The sequence below is a fragment of the Candidatus Kryptonium thompsonii genome, from assembly GCF_001535985.1.
GTDB classification, from domain to species: Bacteria; Bacteroidota; Ignavibacteria; order Kryptoniales; family Kryptoniaceae; genus Kryptonium; species Kryptonium thompsonii.
Genome location: NZ_CZVS01000017.1, coordinates 1 through 17,152 on the forward strand (window position 1 = coordinate 1; position 17,152 = coordinate 17,152).

Here is a 17,152-nt window from a genome sequence, read left to right on the forward strand (position 1 = left end):
CCTCATTCGCATTAAAACTATTGTTAAACAAACTACCTACCCAATCCCATCCATCCGGCTTCCTACCATACAAAAACAAATCATCAAACCAAACCGTACCAGTCGCATCCTTGCCCCCAACCAATTTAACTATCAACTTAAACGCTGTGTCAGGCAAAACTACACTAACATCATTCTTAACCTCAGTCCAATCAACACTACCACTTGTCTGCGGAACATATACCCTGACAGGCTGACCCCCTATCAAATTGCCCTGCTTGTCATAAAAGTAAAAATCAAGATAAAACTTCTGATCATCATTTACGGGATTTGTGTTAACCCCACTCGTCTTAACATATCCACCCATCACAAGCTCCTTCCCAGGGAATATAAACGGAGCCCAATATGTGCACATGTTCGAACTCTCCCAATATACCGAACTTGATGTAGCCTGCTTGCTTATCTTCAACGAATATGACGCACTCCTCGATGCATCAACAGCCCACTCCAACGTCGCACCTGTCGCCACAACTGGCTTAAATAATGCAGGATTTCCAGACTCAAAACCATTTTTTAGAACATTGACATATTGACCGAATGCAAATGAGATCACCAAGATTACAAACAATCCGAGATAAGAAATTTTACGCCACATAACTTTAACCTCCTTTTGTTTGTGGATTTAAAAATTTCAATTCAAAAAGAACTTAAAGATCAAAGCATATAGTTTTGGTTAACCTTCACCTCCAACGCTATTTGTTTTTGAAAACTTAAATTAAACTTTCATCTATCTTGCTATCGTCGAAAACATAGAAACCTTTTTTCTTGGCTCCGCAAGAATCCCTTACAACCAATTTAACTGGGAGGTAAACTCGATTGATCCCTGAATTTGGTTTCCTTATCATTTCAACAAGATGCTTAACTGCAACAACACCGAGTTCCTCTTTATCAACCCTAACCGTCGTAAGCCGAGGTTCAACATGGATACAAGCTTCTATATCATCAAAACCGACCACAGCGACCTCATCGGGAACTTTTATGCCTTTCTCCTTTAAGAATCTCAAACACCCAATAGCCATAGCGTCATTTGCTGCGAAGATCGCCTCTGGTTTTAACTTCGTGAAGAGTTTTTCGCATGCTCTATATCCATTTATCACCCTTGTATCAGGTTCTTCAACTACACACATATCCACAGCGCATTCCACGCCAGCTTTCTCAAGCGCCTTTTTAAATCCCTCAAATCTTCCCCTTATACTTGGATGCTCAATATCACCACCGATAAAAGCAACTTTCCTATAGCCAAGCTTTAAAAGATGATCAGTCGCCATCTCCCCACCACCAACATTATCAATCATCACAGCTGAAACTTTCTTACCAGAAAGGTCATAATCAACAAGGATATATGGAAGTCCCAGTTCCTCAACATACTTAACATATTTTTGATTTATTTTCCCCGCAAAAATCACACCATCAACATTATTTTCAAGTAAAAATCTTGGAATGGCACTTTTTGAAAACTGCGTAGGGACGGTCGTTAAAAGAACATAATAGTTATAAGCCCTGGATTCAAACTCAGTTCCAAGGAAAATTTTAGTGTAAAATGGTTCACTCCTTGAGAAATGCTCCTCTGTTAAAATGAAACCTATATTCCCCGTCTTCCTTGAGGCAAGACTTCTGGCACTTCTCGCTGGATAATACCCAAGTTCTTCAATAGCTTGTAAAACTTTTTGCTTCGTTTCCTCACTCACATTCCCCTTATTATTGATGACAAGAGAAATTGTAGAGATCGACAACCCCGTCTTTTTCGCAACATCTTTAATCGTAACTCTTTTATTCATAAAACGCTTTAAATAAATTTTTAAATTTCCCCGATAAAAATATAAAAAATGATTAAAAATCAAAGAACTATTGATTAAAGCGTTTTACTAGCTATAATATAATAAATAATTTTGCCTTTGTCAAGTCCCCAAAGGATTTATTACCATTGGAATGACTAAACTACCCCTCCCACACTTTAATTCCCCAAATACTAACTCAACACAAATAGCCTACCACTTTTAAGTTCCTTCCAAGCAAAGTTATAGACCCCACCCTGTAACACTCGGAACACTGGCTTTGAAAAAATACTTTAAACTAACTAAATCTTTATGAAAATTCTCTTTTTGTACAAAATCCACATCAAAAAATACATCAAAAGCACATGTGCGATCGCATAAGCAAGTGAGCCATTCATCGGTCCAAGCCACGATGCGAAAAAGTTTTCATAAATATAATTTTTTACAGTTGTTGTACTACCATCGGACAAGCTTACCTTAAAATAAGTGCTTAATCTGCCAATTATACCTGATAAGACAAAAACTGTTATGGCGTTCATACCATAGACGACAAATGGATAGGTAAATTTTTTATAGCCTCTCACATCAACAAAATAATAACAAAACCCAAGAACTATTAACGCAAATCCAGCGGTAAAAACAGCGTAAGAGCTTGTCCAAAGATTTTTATTTATCGGCAACCACGAATTCCAAACCGCGCCAATAAATAAACCAAGATTTCCCATGATGAAAAGCCATAACGACTTTTCGATCTCACTTCGTTTGCTTCTCAACCAATGCCCCGTTAAAACGCCAAAAAGCGTAGTTGAAATCGCCGGAATTGTGCTCACAATTCCCTCCGGATCCCATGTTTTAGTTACGCTCCACATATGCCCGCTTAAAATCAAACTATCAACATATGCAGCGAAATTTTTGCCCTTTTCATACAATCCCGCACCAATCCCCGGAACTGGAACAAATTCCATCAAGCCCCAATAGACGAAAAGCAAAACCACAGACCAAAACACTTGCCCCCTTAAACTCGATGTCAAAAAAATAACGGAAGCAAAAAAGTAGCATATCGCTATCCTTTGCAAAACCCCCATTATCCTTATGGTTGAAAGATCAAATGTTGGAAAACCATTCAGAAAAAGCCCAAGCGCAAACAAAATTAAACTCCGTCTGACTACTTTCCAAAACAATTTAACTTTTGAATAACCCAACTCAACTCTTCTTGAAAAAGAGAACACAATTGCAACCCCAACTATGAAAAGGAAAAAAGGAAAGATTAAATCGGTGAAAGTCCAACCATGCCAATCAGCATGCCTTAGTTGGGAATAAACATAAGACCAACTCCCTGGGTTATTCACAAGTATCATCCCTGCAATTGTTGCCCCCCTGAAAACATCAAGAGATGTTAGCCTTCCTGAAATTCCCAAAGTTTTTTCTTCGCTCATTTTTAGCTCATTTTAGTTTTGAAACGCTATTTATTTGACAACTCGTGCTTTCACTTTGTTTCCCTTTTTTATCTCGGCTGTTGAATTAATAACTTTACACGAAGAAAAATGCTCATTTACCACATCAACTACCTCCAATTCTCCAATTTTTTCACCATCATCAAAAACAAAAAGCGTCATTCCAGCGACAATCCCATCTTCACTGCCAAGATTTACATAAACAATATTCTGTTTGCCAATTTGTAAAATTGTTCCTTCAACTAAGCTAACTTTCAACTCCGTGGTTCCCGAAATATCCATTGCCTCACTAAAACCAGAAATAATCTCAGGAAAATATCTTTTTAACCTTAATGCAAACTCCATCCCAGCCTTTCTCATCGCCTCACCGATGATCGTTTTATTAAATTCATTGCTTCCAAACTTTAAAAAGTCGAGCGAATAAAACTCGGAATATCTGTCCGTAGGTTTCCCAAGCAAAGTTAAGCCAAGACCTCGCTCTTTAACCTCACCTAAGATACCAAAGATGACATTTCTTTCACCTGTCAGCGCATTGTAAATTTCAACTTCAATATCAACCTCCGCATTATACGACTCATAGCCCGCCATCAATGGAAATCCCGTCGTGAACCTGCTAATTTTAAAAGTTAACACCTTCCCACTTATGATATGTTCAACGCCAAATTTTTTATTCAACTCAGAAAACAAAAAAGCATCTTTAAAATCCAATCCCTTCGCCATACCAATGACAGAATCAATTGGTAAAACCTCCACCCCGTAAAATTTCAAAATAAAATCCCCCAAATACCTCGGCACTTCAATTTTCAAATTCCACTTCCCTTTGAAACCTGATAAATCATCAAACGGTATGATGGCAAATTTATATTGAGCCAACGAAAAATTTAAAAGCAGAACAAAACTAAAAATTTTTAACTTCACCATGGCGATTTCGTTGAACCATCAATTTTCCAATTCTTCAACCAATAAAAATCATGGACAAGATTTATAAAATTTTCAAACCCTTCCATATCAGTTCCCAAAAACTTTTGGACAAAATTTCTCTTCTCATCCTCCGAACTAGCATCAATAACTCTCAAAATTAAATTTCTAATCTTTTCAACAGTTTCATTTATTTGTGCAACGATCCTCCCTTTGTAGATCTCTTCATCAATCTCTTGAAATTTTCTCCCGCTTTTCAAAAATGAAAATACACGCCATAAAAACTTCGAATGAAAAGCGATTTCATCTATCAAATCCATCAAATTATTTTCAATCGCAATGGAGAGCAAAAATTCAAATCCATCTTTTTCCTTCAACTTCCCGCCCGAAAATTTATCGACCAACTCAACTATTTCATTTGCCTTCATCATTTTAAAACCACCATCTTAATTACATCGTGAAATTTTCCAGCCAAAAGAACACAAAAATAAACCCCAGAAGAAAGCCCAGACGAATCAAAATTAACCTCATAAATTCCAGGCTTGAGCTCCCCCTTAAAAATTCTTGTGGTTTCCCTTCCAAGAACATCGTAAATTTTCAATTCAACTGGATGAGATACGGATTCTGGTATTGAAAATTTTATCTTCGTTTCAGAGTTAAATGGATTCGGATAGTTTTGAAAAAGTTTAAATCTCAACTTTTCAGCAATTGGTTCATCTTCAACCAAAGTAACTTTAACCGGATATGTCACGCTCAAATCATCTATAAAAATTTTACCTGAGTATTCAAGACCATCTGAATAAGCACCAGTGAAATAAAAAGCAATTTTTAAAATTTTTATTGGATAACAGAAATAAGTTCCGCTTGCTGTTTGAATTGGATATTTTGTCGAAGCCCCAATCCTTCGCCATTCATTAGCCCAATTTATAAGTCCACCCGTGAAGACAAATATCTCATCGTTATCATCCGCGACAAAATAATAAACTCTATAAGAACCGCCATCACCATACGCATAAAGATAGATCGAATCAGGAACCCCATAAATTGGGATTTCAGAATTAACATAAATCCAATGCTGTTTTCCAGATACATGAATAAATCTATACTCAATGCCCAGCGATTTTGATTCAGAAATAAAATTTGTGTCACTTAAAAAAATTTTACATTCGTCTATATTTTCGGTTGAAACTGTAAATTTCATCTCATCAAATTTTTCAAGCAATCTCTCCCCCTTCCCAATTACAACCTGAACATCGGCCGTATCCGAAAGCTCGTCAAATTTTGAAACAACCTTTCCACTCCCCTCCATTTGCCCACGAAATAACCCAAGAACGTTCACAGTTCCAATATCACCGATGACTTTCCATTCAACATCACTTGCTGAGATTGTTCTGAAATTTCCCTCCAAATCAAAACCTTTAACAGAAAACTGAATTGTTCTACTCGTATCTGTCACCACATTCTTGGGCGATATCGAGATATTTTTCATACCGTAGACGACAACAAAACACGAGTCCCTCAATCCATTAATATGGGTCACATAAACATAGCCACTATCATTTTTCCTGCCAGCGGTGAAAAGTCCCGACAAGCTTATCGTCCCAATCGACGAATCACAAGACCAAGAAATTTGATTTGAAGTAATTTGAATCGGGTTAAAATACTTATCATATCCAAAGACACTAAATTGAAATCGCTCTCCTCTAAAAATTTTTAATCTCTTCGGTTCAATTTCAATTCTACTTAAAGTATCCTGGGGAGCAGAGCTTACGATGATAATTGCATTTGAAACTGATCTTTCGCCAGTTGCATCTGAAGGTGAGTTAACGACTTTACCCCTGACAACCATCGTTGTTGAACCACCGCCATCAAGATTAACGCCATTCCAAACCCCAAGCGTCAGCATAAAATTTGCGAGCTCATCAAGTGTCATCCCGACGCTCGATGCCTGTCTTCCATCAACGGTGATAAAATAAATTTTTGTGCTATCCTTTGAAAAACCAACGGCTGTCCTAGGATGTCTGCTATAAGTAAAGCTCGAACTCGCCCCTTCTTGCTGATATGTTTGCGCAACTACATTTTGCCCATCCCTTATTATCCTCGGAAGCCCACCGATCGCTTGAAAAACTTTCCCAACATTCGGTGTAAGACGCAAAACAATTTTAACCGTGTCCTTAATCTTTAAGTTATTCCTTAGAAACTCCCCTGCCCTCCCATGCCCCGATAAAACTGCTTTACCAACGGGTATTTTCATGCTTCCAACCCAATTAACAATTGTATCAACAATGCAATAAAGCGTGTCGTTAACAATCCATTGATTTAACGGACTTATCAAAGCTTCACTCCCCCACTGATTTGTCGCGGTTGAATCCCCAAAATAACCATTGTAAAAAATTAACATATCACTTCCGCGCGCCTCATTAATTCCATTTATCGCTATTAACGAATCCCCTACAATTAAACTTCCAAAAAAGCTAAAAATTTCAATAAACGGCTTTTTATCAACCGCGATTCCAAAAACGGACCTCGGATACGGTTTTTTCAAAATTTCGCCATTTTCAATTTGCATATTTATGGGCTCGCCAGTTTGAGTATTATAAAAATCGCCGTTAACCGCACCCACAACAACATGACCAGAATAACTTTTCCTGTTTGCCATTGAACTTGTCTTTTCAAACGCCCTTAACTGCTCCCTCCCATTTTTTGATGCCTTAACCGTTTCAAGAGTTATGAATGGATTTGTAATGTCAACCTCAAGAACATTTATTTTCCAAGGTATGCTTGGAAAAGTTATCGATAAATGCTTTACACCTGGTCCAACATATCTTGAAGCAACTGTATCAGTTTGAGAGTAAACAGGCAAGCAAAAAGCAAGAAAAACAAGCAAAAGAAATGTTTTTAATAGGCGCATTTTTACGATAACTTGTTTTAAAGCACAATAAACTTTCAAAAGGAAATTACATCTTAAATTGAAAAAACGCAAGAATTAAGAAACGAAAATTACTCGGGATATTCTTTGGCTTGTTCTTCACCTCTTAAAACTCTTAAAACCCCCAATGCGAGTGCTCTCATCTCATCTTCACCTGGAAAAACCAAAACTGGTGCTATAAATGAAACCCTCTCAGTTATCCAATCCACTAACATTTTCGAATTTGCAAGACCCCCTGTTAAGACAACGGCGTCAACCTTACCTTTCAAAACCGTCGCCATCGCTCCAATTTCCTTTGCAATTTGATAAGCCATAGCTTCATAAACTTCCCTCGCATATTCATCCCCGTTCTGTATTCTTTTCTCAACCTCATCTGCATTGTTCGTCCCAAGATATGCAACAAGTCCCCCTTTCCCCATAACCATTTTTCTAATCTCTTGTTCAGTATATTTCCCTGAAAAACATAAAGATATAAAAGGCTGAAGTGGAAGTCCACCCGTTCTTTCAGGTGAAAATGGTCCATCGCTACTTGCATCATTTGCATCAATTATCTTTCCACCTTTAACGGGACAAACAGATATCCCACCACCAAGATGTGCAATGACGAAATTCGTTTCATCAAGTTTTTTACCTATCTTCTCGCTTGCAAGTCTTGCAACCGCATGGATGTTTAATGCATGTGATAAACTCCTTCTCTGGATCAAAGGATGCCCCGAGTATCTAGCAAGTGGTTCGAACTCATCAACCGAGACAGGATCAACTATAAACGCATCAACTCCCCCCAACTTGGCAATTTCATAAGCAAGAGCGCAACCAAGATTTGATGGATGCTCGCCTTGAAAATTAGCCCTTGCGTCTTCAAGCATCTTGTCGTTTACACGATATGTTCCACCCTTAACTGGTCTCAAAAGCCCGCCAATCCCAACAACTGCTGAAAAATCGGAAGGTTTTAAATTTTTCTCTTCAAGAAAGTCAAGAATTATTTTTAATCTAAAATCAAACTGCTCCCACAAAGTTTTAAAATTTGAAAGTTCTTCAGGTGAATGTCTTAACACTTTTAGATCGATTTGTTTCTCATCTTCAAAAATCGCAACCTTTGTTGATGTTGAGCCTGGGTTAATCACAAGAATTTTCATCGTTTTAGAAAAGTTTGTTTTAAAAAGCGACAAGGTATTGACTAACTCAAAATTCATTGTTAATTTAACAAAGAAAAAATAATTCATCCAGTCTTGCTTTTAAACAAAAGATATGAAATACTTTCAAAAATTGGCCAAGGCGCAGTCGCTGAAGTTTTTAAAGCGCGCGATGCACTGCTCAATACAATAGTAGCGCTAAAAATTGCAAAGCCGAACCCTGTCTATGAAGAAAAAATAGCAACCGAATTTAGAATCACTACACAATTTGAACACCCAAATATAATTTCAGCCTATGATTTCGGAACCGTAAGAATCTGTGAAGATCAAAAACTCTTATCGCGAAAATTTATCGTGCTTGAATATTGTGACACACAAGATATAATCAAGTACCTTTCAAACGCCGAATTCAAAGACAAAATCAAGATTATGTATCAAATTTGTCACGCTGTGCATACAATTCATAAAGCCAAACTTGTTCACAGAGACCTTAAGCCTGAAAATATACTGTTTGACTCAACAACTAGTAGGATAAAAATTACCGACCTTGGACTTGCCATCGGACAGGAACAGATAAACTTTGATGAGTTACCTGCTGGAACGCTTTATTACCTTGCCCCAGAAATACTACAGGGTAGCAAATTCGACCATCGCGCTGATATTTATTCGCTTGGGATTTTGTTTTACTACATCTTGAACGGCAAACTGCCTTTTGACACAGATGAACCAGTTGAAATTTTAAAGTGGCATCTTTCACCAAGGCACATTGATTTTTCAAATATCCCAGAGGAAGTGCAAAAACTTTTAAACTCAATGCTTGAGCCCGATCCATCGCATAGACCTCAAAATCTCGTTGAGGTTATGAACCTACTAAAAACTTTAATGCCCGATTTACCTGAGATAAAAAATTTCAAAGTCAGAAAACCATTTGGTAAAGATGAGGCACTCAAAAAAGCGATAGAAATCCTTAAAACAGCCACTATCACAACTGGAAAAATAACTCTAATTACTGGGGCTGACGGAATTGGAAAAACATCACTTCTGCGATATATAAGCGCTGAAGCAAAACTACTCGGCTTTGAGACAATTTTGATCAATGAGATCAACATTCAGAAAACCTTAAACCTCATCTTAAAATCGCCGTTGGCATCCTTTCTAACCCCTGAACTAAAAATGAAGGCAGAAAAACTAAAAGAAGAAAAAATTCTAAACTATCATACCGTTATTGAATTCTCGGAGTTTCTTGAAAAACTGCTTTCGGATGCCTCAAATAATTTCCCACTCGCTATCTTTATCGATGCTCTAAATCCTTCTGAACCACTCTCTGAAATTTTTATTAAATCCATCTTACTCTCGGATAAACTAAAACGAAAAAACATTGCCATTTTTATAGCATGTGAGACGACCGAATTTATCACATTTATTGCACCAGAGGTAGAAAAAATTTACCTTCGCCCACTTAACACTGAGGAACTGAAAAATTATCTTTACGCCAACTTTGATTTCGATCCTGCAACGGCTCAAGAACTCGCCGAAATGCTCAGTGAATACACAGGCGGAATATCTGCGGTGCTCGAAATCTTCTCCAATTACCTTCAGGATAAAATTGATAAAAGCACAATAGAAATATCCAAAATTGCAAATCTAGAATTTGACGCAATACTTAACAGAATAAAACAACTTAATTCAACCCAAAGAGAAATTCTTGACATCTTAAGCTTAGCAAGTGAACCAGTTGAAATTGAAATTTTGAGCAAATTCTTCAATCACGATATATCGTCACACCTATATCAACTTCAAAGTTTCGGATTTATAAAAATTGAAAACGAAAAAGTCTCAATAGCATACAAAGCTTTGAAAAAATATATCGAATCCGATCTTGATGAAGAGGCGAGAAAGAGATTCCATTTAAATTACACTTTAGCCTACCATGACGAAGACATGAAAAATGCAGATAAAGTTTTATATCACTTTGCAAAGATGGGAGACAGCGAAGGTGTGTCAAAATTTGCAGAAGTTGGAATTGAGAATCTAATATCAAAAGGCGAATTTAAGAAAGCAATAAATCTGTGTCAGGAAATTTTTGAACTTTTGCCTGAATATCTGAAAACCTTATTTAAAATCAAACTTGGATTTATACATCTTCAACTCGGCAATTATAAAGATGCAATTTCAACACTCGAGAATCTTGATGAATTAGATGCATTTGAGTTAAAATCCGAGGCATATTTCCACCTTGGAGACACAAATAAGGCAATTGAAATTTTAAAACATACATTTAAAATGTATGATACGCTCTATGAGAAAATAAGAATCGCAACAAAAATATCTCAGATCTTGGCGTCGATCGGTGATATTGACACAGCATTAATATTACTTGAATTATTTGAAAACAAAAGGATACTTTCATTTATTGAGAAAACGGATGTTCTTGGAGATCTTTATGCTGGGCTTGGAATAATCTTTCAGATGAAGGGATATAAAGAAAAGGCAAAAATTTATTTCGAATTAAGTTTAGAACACCGTTTAAAAAAGCAAAACCAGTTCAAGCTCATTGCGGGTTATAATAACATCGCAAACTTTTACAGCATTAACGGTAAATATGATGAAGCGATAACATATTGGAAAAAAGCACTTGAAATTTTGAAATCAACTGGCAATATAGTTCAAAGCGCACACATTTATAACAATATCGGGGTAAACCAATTTAAAAGAAATAACTATGAAAAGGCGCTTGAAAACTATCAAAAAGCACTGGCAATTTACAGAGCCATAAACGATGTACATGGAGTTGCAAATGTTCTGGGAAATATTGGGGAATTGATGATTGAAGAATTTAAACTTGGTGAAGCATACAAACATATAAAAGAAGCAAAAGAACTTCACATAAAAACGAATAATCTCGACGGCTTGCTCGAAACAGATTTACTTTTACTTTCCCTTTACCTTGTTGCAGGTGATATCAAAAATGCTGAACTAACTTTAAATGAAATAAACCAAAAACATCCTGAAACCCCACCCGAACTTATCGAGTGTTACCGTGCGTGCATCGAGATGAAAAAGAAAAACTTTGCGGAATCTGAATCCATTTTGATGAAGCTTTTAAACAACGAGAACATCAAGGGAAACGATGATATTTACTTGAAAATTTTAATTTCTCTTCTCAAATTAAACTATGTAACAGGCGGAATAGAAAAACTTGAAATGGTGAGATCAATTGCTGAAAACTACGCTGAGCAAGTTGAAAATTTCAATCTAAAGGCTTTGTTATTTTTCCTTATCTCGCTTAGCTATGAGGATAAAGACAAATCTCTTGCAGTTAAATATCTTAACAAGTCAATTGAGTCACTTGGTTATGAATTCTTCGAGCCGAAGTGGAAAATCTACCTTATGCTTGCGCAAAATTACAAGAGGCGAGGAATTGAATCAAAGTTTTTACAAAGTTTCGAAACAGCATTGATAAATTTTCAAGAGTTGCTTCAAAGAATAGAAACGCCTGAATTCGTTAAATCTTATCTCGCTGATGTGGAAAATGAAAAGTTTTTAAAAATACTACAAAACTTAAAAATTTGAACAGGGTGAACTATAAATTTAAAATATTCCTGATAAGCACCAGCAGGGCAATTCTTGAAGATGTTAAAAGATTTATCCCCACCGAAGAAGGTTATTTTGATGTCAGCTTAATATCTTCCTATAACTCTTTGCGAAAGTTTGCAATCCAAAACCCAGACCTTGCCATAGTTGCTATTTCAAACGATAGCGATGAAATATTGCTTGAAACCGCTGTCGAGCTATTTGGCTCACAAACTGTGGCGTGCGTCGATTACATTAAATCATATGCCTTGACCGTTAAGCTTATAAAGCTAAGAGTTTTATCATACTTTTCAATGCCAGAAGAGAGCACTTCATTTTCAGATTTCTTGAAAGGGAAAGTAGAAGATTGGAAGAAAAAAAGTGATATAGAAAAGCTTTTAACGATAAGAAGGGAACAATTTAACTTCAGCAGTTTCATTGGAAATTCAGAAAAAATTCGCGATGTAATAGCTCTTGTTAAAAAGGCAATTGAACATAGGGATTTAACAGTTCTCATAACAGGTGAAACGGGGACAGGTAAAAATCTCATCGCCAGAATAATTCATCAAAATACTTATTCAGACATAAAACCTTTCGTAGAAATAAACTGCGCTTCAATTCCACCTACGCTTCTTGAGTCCGAATTGTTTGGTCATGAGAAGGGTGCTTTCACAGATGCGAAGGACAGAAAAATGGGTTTATTTGAAGTTGCCAGTGGCGGGACAATTTTTTTAGATGAGATAGGAGATCTTGATTTTAATCTACAGGGAAAGATTTTAAAAGTTCTTGAGGATAAGACATTTAGAAGGGTTGGCGGGGTTGAAACTTTAAAATTTGAAGGCAGAATTATAGCTGCGACAAATAAAAACCTTGAACATCTTGTTGCGGAGAATAAGTTCAGGCGCGATTTATACTACAGACTGATGCTTTTGCCAATTTATTTACCACCCCTGCGTGAAAGAGGGGATGACATTTTTATTCTTGCGGAATATTATATGAACAAATTTAATGAACTCTACCGTAAAAATCTCCCCAAACTTAAGGGGATATCACCGGAAGCAAAGGCTTTACTGAAAAGATACCCATGGCCTGGAAATGTCAGGGAGTTGAAACATGCGATAGAAAGGGCTGTTATTTTAAGCGATGGAGAATACTTAACACCCGATGATTTTAAATTTTTATTTGAGAAGAAACCAGCATCACTAACCCAACAAATCGAGGAAGCCTCTTCAAACATTCAAATAACATTACCATTCGAGTCGGCAAGCCTAAAAAATCTTGAAAGAGAACTCATAAAGTCTGTTCTTGTCCGCGTCTCAGGGAATAAAAGTCGGGCTTCAAAAATTTTGGGAATATCCCGCCCCCGTCTCGACCGCCTGATCCAAAAATACCGCATCAATAATCCCTGAAATAAATCATTACACACTGCAACAATTTGTTACATCCCATTATTTCAAACCTTTACAAAAGGCATAATTGGATAAGCAAATAAAAAATGTCTATTTAGCATAACTGCTTAATTTTCAACAACTTTAGGTTCAATTCCCGACTTTGGCACAATCTTTGCAAGTCCTATATATAGATTTTGTTCTTTACATGTTTGATGCAAGTTGAATATGAAGATTCTGGCAGCTCTGATTAAGACTGGGAATTTTAATTGCTTGTTTTAAAGAAGTGTGTGAGGCTTGATCGCTTTAGAAAGTTTAGTTTATTGTTGTGTAAATTAACTATAAATGTTGGTAAATTGTAGTTTCAAGTTTAACTCGTTCTTTTAAATTACGCAGGGCTTTTATGTCATTGTGTTCTGTTATTTAAGCATTTGCGGAATCGAATGTAAGGTTTTTATCTGCTCCAATTTGAGATATGAGGAAGAATTTAAAGTTGACTAGCGCTTGCAATGTGTGATCTGTTTAAAGTTTAATGGTTATAAGTTAACTGCGAAAATTGTTAGCTGCAGTTTAGCTTAATTGATATTAAACCCTGTAAAGATATTGATGTGAATGTTTTTTTGCTAATTGTAAATGTGAATTTTACTAACCATAAAACTTAAAAACTAACTAAATGTCAAACTAAAACAAGGAGGTTACCATGAAGCGCTTAATCTCAGCCCTCAGCGTCATCATCTTCGCAATTAGCTTAGCTTTCTTCTTCACAAGCTGCGCAGATAACCCGGTGGGGCTTTCAACTGGGAAGCCGGGGATTATCAACAGAGATGGACAAATTAAACTTTTGAAGTGGAATGACGCGTTTAAGCAAGAACTTCTTGCGAAGAAAGGATTTGCTGGAAAGTGGGTATTCCCAGGAAAAGATGCAACTGTCGGAGGAAGGAAAACTTACAATAATTCCGTTTATATCCCTGCGGGCGCGGTGAGTGAACCAACCTATGTGACAGTTGAAGTGCTTGGCGGAGATTATGCAGCTGTTGAATTCAATCCGAGCATGACATTTAACACAAATGTTACGATCTCACTTTCATACGCTGGGATTGACCTTGGAGATGGTTCACCATATGATCTCAAGCCAGTATGGTATAATCCGGACACTGGAAACTGGGAATATGTTAATAGCCCAGTGACTGTTGACACTAAAAAGCAAACAATTAGTTTCCAGACCAATCACTTCTCCAGATATGGTTGGTCATGGTAATTTCGGTTTAATCTAAATTTTTCACAACAAGGAGGCGAAATTATGAAGAGACTTAAATCAACTTTTTTAGATAAAGTTATAGCCGTCGCCCGCAGGTATTGCGGGGACGACTTTCTTAAAAAATTTAATGAGATACTAAAAGAGCGAGAAGAAAATCTCGCTCTAGACTTAAAGGAAGCAAAGGCGAAAGTTGAAGTTGAACCCGAAGTTCAAGAAGAAATAATAGCCGAAATTAAGTTCGATACGCTTTTAAGTTTGGCTGGTGAATATCTAGATCAGTTTAAGTTCATTCAGATGTGCTTTGACATTGGAGATGTATGTCTAACTTATGGCGAATTTAACAAAGCTGAAAATTGTTTCCTTCTGGTGATAAAGAAAGCAGGTAAAGGTCGAGAATTTGACGAAGCAAGGGCGAAGGCATATATAAAGCTTGGTGAGGTTAAAACGAAGCAAAACGAATTGAGCGATGCTGTATCCGCCCTAAGGCAAGGGCTGAAGATATATCAAAAATTGCGGAACACCGAAGGAATAGCAATATGTGAAAATGGTCTTGGGATAGCATTTTATGAAAGTGGTCGCTATGATTTTGGCACTACATACTTTAACAATGCGCTTAAAAAAGCAGAAAAGACAAAGAATGAAGAATTGATCGCAAGATTGCATATAAACCTTGGTATAATCGAGAGCATGCGTGGAAACTGGGATAAAGCAATTTCGCATTTTCAGCAGGCATTACCGCGACTTGAGAAAAGAGGTGATGCGCTTAGGCTTGCCCAAACATACCACAACATTGGCATTACGCTTATTCATAAAAACGAATACGACGCTGCTCTTAAAGAATTTGATAAAAGCATTGAGCTTGCCCAAAAGCTTGAAGATAGTTATATGCTAGCCCTTGCCTATCTTGGAAAAGCGGATGCTTATGTTAGGATCAAAGATCTCCCGCTTGCAACTGCTTATGTGACCCGATCACTTGATATATTCTATAAAATTGGAGACAGACAAAGTATCGCTGATGCTTATAGGATTCTCGGCGTTATTCAAATCGAGCATGGAAATTTACAACTTGCGGAAAGTTATTTCAAGACCGCCATTGATTTAAATCTTGAATTTAGAAACTGGCTCAACCTTGGCGAAACCTACTATGAATTGAGTCAACTTTACAAGAAGCAAGAGCAAATCGACAAAGCCCGAGAATCCTTAAAATCATCGCTTAAATACTTGAAGAAGATCAAAGTTAAATCCTATATCGCTCGAATTCAGGCTGAATTAGCAGAGTTAAAAGAAGCGTAGAATTTAAATCAGGTCCGGCGGTTTTCAGGAACCGCCGGCTTTTTAAAAATTAACTCTGGTTTAATCAAATATGATTGAAAATTTCGAAATATTCGAGGAAGTAAAAAAGAAAATAACTGATGTCAAAAAAAGAATTGAAGAACTTGAGGGAGAAAAACATAGGAATTTGGAAATTATCCTCAATGTAGTTAAAGCGATCAACTCATCTCTCATTCTTGACGAGGTTCTAAAAATAGTGTTGGATAATTTAATCTCACTTGCAAAAGCTAATAAGGGTTGTCTTTTCCTGGTAAATGGGGATAAAAATCTAAAGTGTGCGCTCGCCAGAAATTCAAAGGGTGAAACATTAGACGAAGAAGCAATCGCATATAGTAAAAGTATAGTTCAGGATGTTTATTCCAGTGGGGAGCCGATAGTCATTGAAGATATTATCAACTACGAAGATTTCATGAGAAAAGAAAGCATAATTGCTTTAAACCTGAAAACTATAATTTGCGTCCCGTTAACAGTTGATGGTCAGATACTTGGTGTTGTTTATGTTGATAGCAACCGTGTTACAGAAATTAACAAAAATGAAATACTTCAGCTTTTCGAGATACTTGCCGGTCATGCAGCTATTGCGATAAGGAATGCAAAACTTTACGAGAAGCTTTCAAAAGCGTATATTGATTTACAATCAGCGAATGAGGCAATGATAAAAGCTGAAAGAATGGCAACGCGTGGAGCACTTGCATCTGAAATTGGACATGAGCTATCAAATTATTTAACCATTATTTCAATTAACGCAAAGCTTATCTCAAGAGAGATAGCGAAAATTTCGCAGGATGAAAAACTAAATAATTCCATATCTTCCCTACTATCTGGGATCAACAAGATGAAATACTTCATCCGCGGGCTTCTTGACAGCGCGGAGATGAAGCCAAACAAACAACCAAGCAATATAAACAACATCATCAAGGAAACGATACAGTTCGTACAGCCGTTGTCAAGGTACTCTATTGCAAAATTTGTTGATGAACTTGACCCCGAGCTCCCGCTTGTTAACATTGACCCGTTTCAATTCCAACAACTTTTGATCAATTTGTATAAGAACGCAACAGACGCTAGGAAAGATGCCACGATAATAACAAGAACATACTTTGACAAGGAATTAAATAAAATCGAAATAAGAGTTGCGGACAACGGTCCAGGAATCCCCCCAGAGGTCCGCGAAAAGCTTTTCAACATAAACTTAACTACAAAGCCCGAAGGACACGGGTATGGTCTAATGATATGCAAAAAAATAATCGAGAATCACAATGGTAAAATTGAGGTTATAAGTGAAGTTGGAAATGGAACGGAATTTATAATTTCGATCCCGGTTGAATGAAGTTTTGAAAAAAGGCGCTCGGG

At 36.8% G+C, this 17,152-nt stretch carries 12 protein-coding genes; 5 read left to right on the forward strand and 7 right to left on the reverse strand.

Annotated features, from left to right (window positions below; all coding sequences use genetic code 11):
- The 7 genes from AWW78_RS03140 to buk form a co-directional block, all read right to left on the reverse strand.
- The coding region (locus tag AWW78_RS03140) for a hypothetical protein (protein WP_047134177.1) at nt 1-634 on the reverse strand (634 nt) is incomplete at its 3' end.
- A gap of 115 nt (nt 635-749) precedes the next feature.
- Complete coding sequence (locus AWW78_RS03145) at nt 750-1,817, reverse strand: LacI family DNA-binding transcriptional regulator (protein ID WP_075426072.1); 1,068 nt, start codon at nt 1,815-1,817, stop codon at nt 750-752.
- Nucleotides 1,818-2,116: 299 nt separating this feature from the next.
- The gene (locus AWW78_RS03150; protein WP_047134178.1) at nt 2,117-3,250 is read right to left on the reverse strand and encodes an acyltransferase family protein; all 1,134 of its coding nucleotides are present in this window, start codon (nt 3,248-3,250) and stop codon (nt 2,117-2,119) included.
- A gap of 30 nt (nt 3,251-3,280) precedes the next feature.
- Complete coding sequence (locus tag AWW78_RS03155) at nt 3,281-4,189, reverse strand: hypothetical protein (RefSeq protein ID WP_047134179.1); 909 nt, start codon at nt 4,187-4,189, stop codon at nt 3,281-3,283.
- Entirely contained in the window at nt 4,183-4,617 is a 435-nt protein-coding gene (locus tag AWW78_RS03160; protein WP_075458725.1) for a hypothetical protein, read from the reverse strand. The genes AWW78_RS03155 and AWW78_RS03160 overlap by 7 nt, the downstream gene beginning before the upstream one ends.
- Nucleotides 4,614-7,097, reverse strand: coding sequence for a phosphodiester glycosidase family protein (locus AWW78_RS03165; protein WP_047134181.1), 2,484 nt, complete (start codon nt 7,095-7,097; stop codon nt 4,614-4,616). Before AWW78_RS03165 ends, AWW78_RS03160 begins: the two co-directional genes overlap by 4 nt.
- Nucleotides 7,098-7,186: 89 nt before the next feature.
- Nucleotides 7,187-8,251, reverse strand: coding sequence for a butyrate kinase (gene buk, locus AWW78_RS03170; protein ID WP_047134193.1), 1,065 nt, complete (start codon nt 8,249-8,251; stop codon nt 7,187-7,189).
- Nucleotides 8,252-8,344: 93 nt separating this feature from the next.
- Here buk and AWW78_RS03175 point away from each other — a divergent pair, with 93 nt between their 5' ends.
- From AWW78_RS03175 to AWW78_RS03195, 5 genes are all read left to right on the forward strand, one after another.
- Nucleotides 8,345-11,821 (forward strand): serine/threonine-protein kinase, encoded by a 3,477-nt coding sequence (locus AWW78_RS03175; protein WP_047134182.1) that lies wholly within the window; start codon nt 8,345-8,347, stop codon nt 11,819-11,821.
- A gap of 5 nt (nt 11,822-11,826) precedes the next feature.
- Nucleotides 11,827-13,230 (forward strand): sigma-54 interaction domain-containing protein, encoded by a 1,404-nt coding sequence (locus AWW78_RS03180; protein WP_141652002.1) that lies wholly within the window; start codon nt 11,827-11,829, stop codon nt 13,228-13,230.
- A 679-nt stretch (nt 13,231-13,909) separates the two neighbouring features.
- Nucleotides 13,910-14,467, forward strand: coding sequence for a hypothetical protein (locus tag AWW78_RS03185; protein ID WP_047134183.1), 558 nt, complete (start codon nt 13,910-13,912; stop codon nt 14,465-14,467).
- 42 nt (nt 14,468-14,509) lie between these two features.
- Entirely contained in the window at nt 14,510-15,760 is a 1,251-nt protein-coding gene (locus tag AWW78_RS03190; RefSeq protein WP_047134184.1) for a tetratricopeptide repeat protein, read from the forward strand.
- A 70-nt stretch (nt 15,761-15,830) separates the two neighbouring features.
- A complete protein-coding gene (locus AWW78_RS03195) occupies nt 15,831-17,129 on the forward strand; it encodes a sensor histidine kinase (protein WP_047134185.1) in 1,299 nt (432 codons plus the stop codon).
- Nucleotides 17,130-17,152 lie beyond the last annotated feature (23 nt).

Bases quoted from the DNA above. Each gene is read 5' to 3' on its own strand.
- buk (WP_047134193.1), bottom strand. From the start codon at position 8,251: ATGAAAATTCTTGTGATTAACCCAGGCTCAACATCAACAAAGGTTGCG.
- AWW78_RS03190 (WP_047134184.1), top strand. From the start codon at position 14,510: ATGAAGAGACTTAAATCAACTTTTTTAGATAAAGTTATAGCCGTCGCC.
- AWW78_RS03160 (WP_075458725.1), bottom strand. From the start codon at position 4,617: ATGATGAAGGCAAATGAAATAGTTGAGTTGGTCGATAAATTTTCGGGC.
- AWW78_RS03195 (WP_047134185.1), top strand. From the start codon at position 15,831: ATGATTGAAAATTTCGAAATATTCGAGGAAGTAAAAAAGAAAATAACT.
- AWW78_RS03155 (WP_047134179.1), bottom strand. From the start codon at position 4,189: ATGGTGAAGTTAAAAATTTTTAGTTTTGTTCTGCTTTTAAATTTTTCG.
- AWW78_RS03185 (WP_047134183.1), top strand. From the start codon at position 13,910: ATGAAGCGCTTAATCTCAGCCCTCAGCGTCATCATCTTCGCAATTAGC.
- AWW78_RS03145 (WP_075426072.1), bottom strand. From the start codon at position 1,817: ATGAATAAAAGAGTTACGATTAAAGATGTTGCGAAAAAGACGGGGTTG.
- AWW78_RS03150 (WP_047134178.1), bottom strand. From the start codon at position 3,250: ATGAGCGAAGAAAAAACTTTGGGAATTTCAGGAAGGCTAACATCTCTT.
- AWW78_RS03165 (WP_047134181.1), bottom strand. From the start codon at position 7,097: ATGCGCCTATTAAAAACATTTCTTTTGCTTGTTTTTCTTGCTTTTTGC.